We start from the raw sequence: 3,997 nt of genomic DNA on the forward strand, positions 1-3,997 counted from the left end.
GGTGATCGCGGGACGAGCCCGCTCCCACAGATACAGCAGTGACCATGGATCTTGTGGGAGCAACGGTCTTGCTCAAAATTTGAAGTCCAGCCCAATCCCTGCGGGAGCAGGCTTGTCCCTTTAAAGTCCAACCCAATCCCTGTGGGAGCGGGCTCGTCCCGCGATGAAGACGACGCGGTCTCAAAGCTGATCGAAATCCAGCACCACGCGATCGCTCAGCGGATACGTCTGGCACGACAGCACATACCCCGCCGCCACCTCGTAGTCCTCCAGCGCATGGTTGCTGTCCATTTCCACCTCGCCCTCGATGACCCGGCACTTGCAGGTCGAGCACACCCCGGCCTTGCACGAATAGGGCAGTTCGGCGCCGATGGCATTGCCGGCATCGAGGATGTTCTGGCTGTTGCGCGGCAGGTCGAAGGCCAGTGCGCGGCCATCGCTGATCACGGTGATATGGCTTAGCGCCGAGTCCAGCTGGCGCGCCGCCTCGCGGGCTTCTCGCCGGGTTTCGCTGCCGGCGGCGGCGAACAGCTCGAAATGGATGCGTTCGCGTGGCATGCCGTTGTCTTCGAGGCTGGCACGCACGGTTTCGGTCATCGCCTGCGGCCCGCAGATAAAGGCGGCATCGAGGGCCTGCACGTCGAGCCAGCGAGAGAACAGCTGGCCGCACTTGTCGGCGTCGATACGGCCGTTGTACAGGTCGACATCCTGCTGTTCGCGGCTGAACACGAAAATCAGGTTCAGGCGGTCCAGATAGCGGTTCTTCAGGTCTTCCAGACGATCGCGAAACAGTGCGCTGTTGCTGGCGCGGTTGCCGTACAGCAGGGTGAAGCGGCTGTTGGGCTCGCAGGCCAGGGTGGTGGCGATGATCGACAGGATCGGGGTGATACCGCTGCCGGCGGCCACCCCCAGGTAATGGCCGTAGCGCTCGGCCTGCAGCGGCACGAAGAAGCTGCCGCTGGGCGGCATTACCTCCAGTTGCTGGCCAGCCGCGAGCACGTCATTGGCGAATGCCGAGAAGCGCCCGCCTGGCACGCGCTTGACCGCCACGCGCAACTCGCCGTCCTGCACGGCACTGCAGATCGAGTAGGAACGGCGTACCTCCTCATCGTCGAGAAAGGTACGCATCACCAGGTACTGGCCCTGGGTGAAGCGGAACGCGTCCTGCAGATGGGCGGGGACGTCGAAGGCGATCGACACGGCGTCGCGTGTCTCGTGGCGCACTTGCTTGATGGTCAGGCTGTGAAACTGGCTCATGGTCGTCTCCACGGCTCAAATGCATTTGAAATAGTCGAACGGCTCCAGGCACTCGCGGCAGCGGTAAAGCGCCTTGCAGGCCGTGGAGCCGAACTGGCTGAGCAGTTCGGTATGGGTGCTGCCGCATTGCGGACAGCACACCTGGGGGGCTTCGCCGAGCAGGCTGCGCTTGCTGGCGCTGCCCTGGGGCGGCGCGATGCCATAGACCCGCAGGCGCTCGCGGCCCTGGTCGCTGATCCAGTCGGTGCTCCAGGCTGGGGTCAGACGGCGTTCCAGCGCAGGCTGGGCAAAACCGGCCTGTTCCAGGGCCTGGCGGATATCGCCCTCGATCACCTCGGTGGCCGGGCAGCCGGAGTAGGTGGGGGTCACCACCAGGTGCAGGTGGCCGGCGCGCCAGTCGAGGTCGCGCACGATCCCCAGATCGACCACGCTGACCACCGGCACCTCCGGGTCCATGACCTGCTCCAGCACCGCCCAGGCCCGCGCCAGGTCGCCCTCGCGCAGGCTGCGGGCGCCACGGTCGCCGGCGATCAGCTCACCAGGTCGCATCGGGGTAGGCTCGTGGCAGGAACTGCATCTCGGCCAGCAGCAGGCCCAGGTGTTCGGTGTGCAGTCCCTTGCGACCGCTCAGGTAGAAATGGCTGGCAGGCGTGGGCTGCGGCAGCTCGACCGAGGCGAACACGGCGCTGACCTGGGCAAGCCAGGCTTGACCCACCTGCGCCGGGTCGGTGGCAATACCCGCGGCGGCCAGGCGGGTCTCGCTTTCACTGCCCTGGCTCAGTTCTACCGTGAAGCGCCACAGTGCCGGGATCGCCGCGAGCATGCGGCGACGGCTTTCGTCAGTGCCACCCCCCAGACGCTGCACCCACTCAGCGGAGCGACGCAGGTGATAGGTGACCTCCTTGAGCGCCTTGGCCGCGATCCCGGCGATGCGCGGATCGCTGGAGGCGCACAGGCCCTCGAGCATCGCCAGGTGCCAGGCGTCGTAGAGGAACTGCTTGGTCATGGTCACGGCAAAATCGCCGTTCGGTTGCTCGACCAGCAGCAGGTTGTGGAAGGCGCGCTCGTCACGGCGAAACGCCAGGGCGTCGGCATCGCGGCCGTCGTCGAGCAGTTCGGCGGCGTACTCCAGCCAGTTGCGCGCCTGGCCGACCAGGTCGAGGCCGACATTCATCAGCGCCAGCTCTTCTTCCAGTGCCGGGGCGTGGCCACACCATTCGCATAGGCGCTGGCCCTGGATCAGGGCGCTGTCACCGAGCAGCAGCAGGTAGGGGATCAGATCGTCGTTGTGCATGGCGGGCCTCACATGTGTCCGACTTCGTCAGGCAGCTCGTAGAAGCTGGCATGGCGATAGACCTTGTCGTCCGAAGGGGCGAACAGCGGGTCTTTTTCGTCAGGCGAAGAGGCGGTGATCAGCGCCGAAGGCACCACCCACAGGCTCACGCCCTCGCTGCGCCGGGTGTACAGCTCACGGGCGTTCTCGATGGCCATGGCCGCGTCGGCGGCATGCACACTGCCCACGTGCTTGTGGTTCAGGCCGTGCTTGCTGCGCACGAATACTTCGTAGAGGGTCCAGACAGACATGTTCGATCTCCGCATCGGTCGCCGCTTCAGGCGGCGTTCTTGTTCTGTTGCTTGCGCGCATAGGCCACGGCGGCCTCGCGTACCCAGGCACCGTCTTCGATGGCCTGGCGACGGGTGGCGACCCGCTCCTGGTTGCAGGGGCCGTTGCCCTTGATCACTTCGTAGAATTCGTCCCACTGGATTTCACCGAAGTCGTAGTGGCCGCGTTCGGCGTTCCACTTCAGTTCCGGGTCAGGGGCGGTGCAGCCGAGCAGTTCGAGCTGCGGTACGGTCTGGTCGATGAAGCGCTGGCGCAGTTCGTCGTTGGTCTGGCGCTTGATCTTCCAGGCCATCGACTGCGCGCTGTTGGGGGAGTGTTCGTCGCTGGGGCCGAACATCATCAGCGAGGGCCACCACAGGCGATTGATCGCGTCCTGGACCATGTCCTTCTGCGCCTGGGTGCCGTGGCGCATCATGGTCAGCAGCAGTTCGTAGCCTTGGCGCTGATGGAAGCTCTCTTCCTTGCAGATACGGATCATCGCGCGCGAGTAGGGACCGTAGGAGGTACGTTGCAGTACCACCTGGTTGACGATCGCCGCTCCGTCGACCAGCCAGCCCACCGCGCCCATGTCGGCCCAGCTCAGGGTCGGGTAGTTGAAGATGCTCGAGTACTTGGCCTTGCCGCTGTGCAGCTTGGCGATCTCTTCGTCGCGGTCGGCGCCGAGGGTCTCCATGGCACTGTACAGGTACAGGCCGTGGCCGGCTTCGTCCTGGATCTTGGCCATCAACTGCAGCTTGCGCTTGAGGCTCGGGGCGCGGGTGACCCAATTGCCCTCGGGGAGCATGCCGACGATTTCCGAATGGGCGTGCTGGGAGATCTGGCGAATCAGGGTCTGGCGATAGGCCTCGGGCATCCAGTTTTTCGGTTCGATCTTGATCTCGGCGTCGATCTTCTCCTGGAAGTGGCGCTCTTCGGGCGACATCTCTTCCAGTGACTTGACACGTTTGACGCCGGTTTCGACTAGCTGTGCGTACATGTTCGGGCTCCCGCCTCAGGGGTGGTTGGGGCATGGAGTTCTTTATAAGCGATACGCGATCCAACATCAAACATAAAATAATGTATCGGATAAAATTGTGTATCACGTTGCGGCCCTATCGCGGGACGAGCCCGCTCCCA

The 3,997-nt window shown here is 64.4% G+C and carries 5 protein-coding genes; all 5 read right to left on the bottom strand.

The window, feature by feature from the left end:
* Positions 1 to 180 precede the first annotated feature (180 nt).
* The 5 genes from paaE to paaA are packed head-to-tail and all read right to left on the bottom strand — an operon-like array spanning position 181 to position 3,857.
* On the bottom strand, positions 181 to 1,257 hold the full coding sequence (gene paaE, locus HU729_RS25105) for a 1,2-phenylacetyl-CoA epoxidase subunit PaaE (RefSeq protein WP_186664837.1): 1,077 nt from the start codon (positions 1,255 to 1,257) through the stop codon (positions 181 to 183).
* Positions 1,258 to 1,272: 15 nt separating this feature from the next.
* Positions 1,273 to 1,806, bottom strand: coding sequence for a 1,2-phenylacetyl-CoA epoxidase subunit PaaD (paaD, locus tag HU729_RS25110; protein WP_186664834.1), 534 nt, complete (start codon positions 1,804 to 1,806; stop codon positions 1,273 to 1,275).
* Positions 1,793 to 2,551, bottom strand: coding sequence for a 1,2-phenylacetyl-CoA epoxidase subunit PaaC (gene paaC, locus HU729_RS25115; RefSeq protein WP_186711883.1), 759 nt, complete (start codon positions 2,549 to 2,551; stop codon positions 1,793 to 1,795). The genes paaD and paaC overlap by 14 nt, the downstream gene beginning before the upstream one ends.
* Positions 2,552 to 2,559: 8 nt before the next feature.
* Positions 2,560 to 2,841, bottom strand: coding sequence for a 1,2-phenylacetyl-CoA epoxidase subunit PaaB (gene paaB, locus HU729_RS25120; RefSeq protein ID WP_004374528.1), 282 nt, complete (start codon positions 2,839 to 2,841; stop codon positions 2,560 to 2,562).
* 26 nt (positions 2,842 to 2,867) lie between these two features.
* Positions 2,868 to 3,857, bottom strand: coding sequence for a 1,2-phenylacetyl-CoA epoxidase subunit PaaA (gene paaA / locus HU729_RS25125; RefSeq protein ID WP_065863738.1), 990 nt, complete (start codon positions 3,855 to 3,857; stop codon positions 2,868 to 2,870).
* Positions 3,858 to 3,997: the final 140 nt, after the last annotated feature.

Source organism: Pseudomonas sp. RW10S2, assembly GCF_014268985.1.
Classification (GTDB): Bacteria; Pseudomonadota; Gammaproteobacteria; order Pseudomonadales; family Pseudomonadaceae; genus Aquipseudomonas; species Aquipseudomonas wayambapalatensis.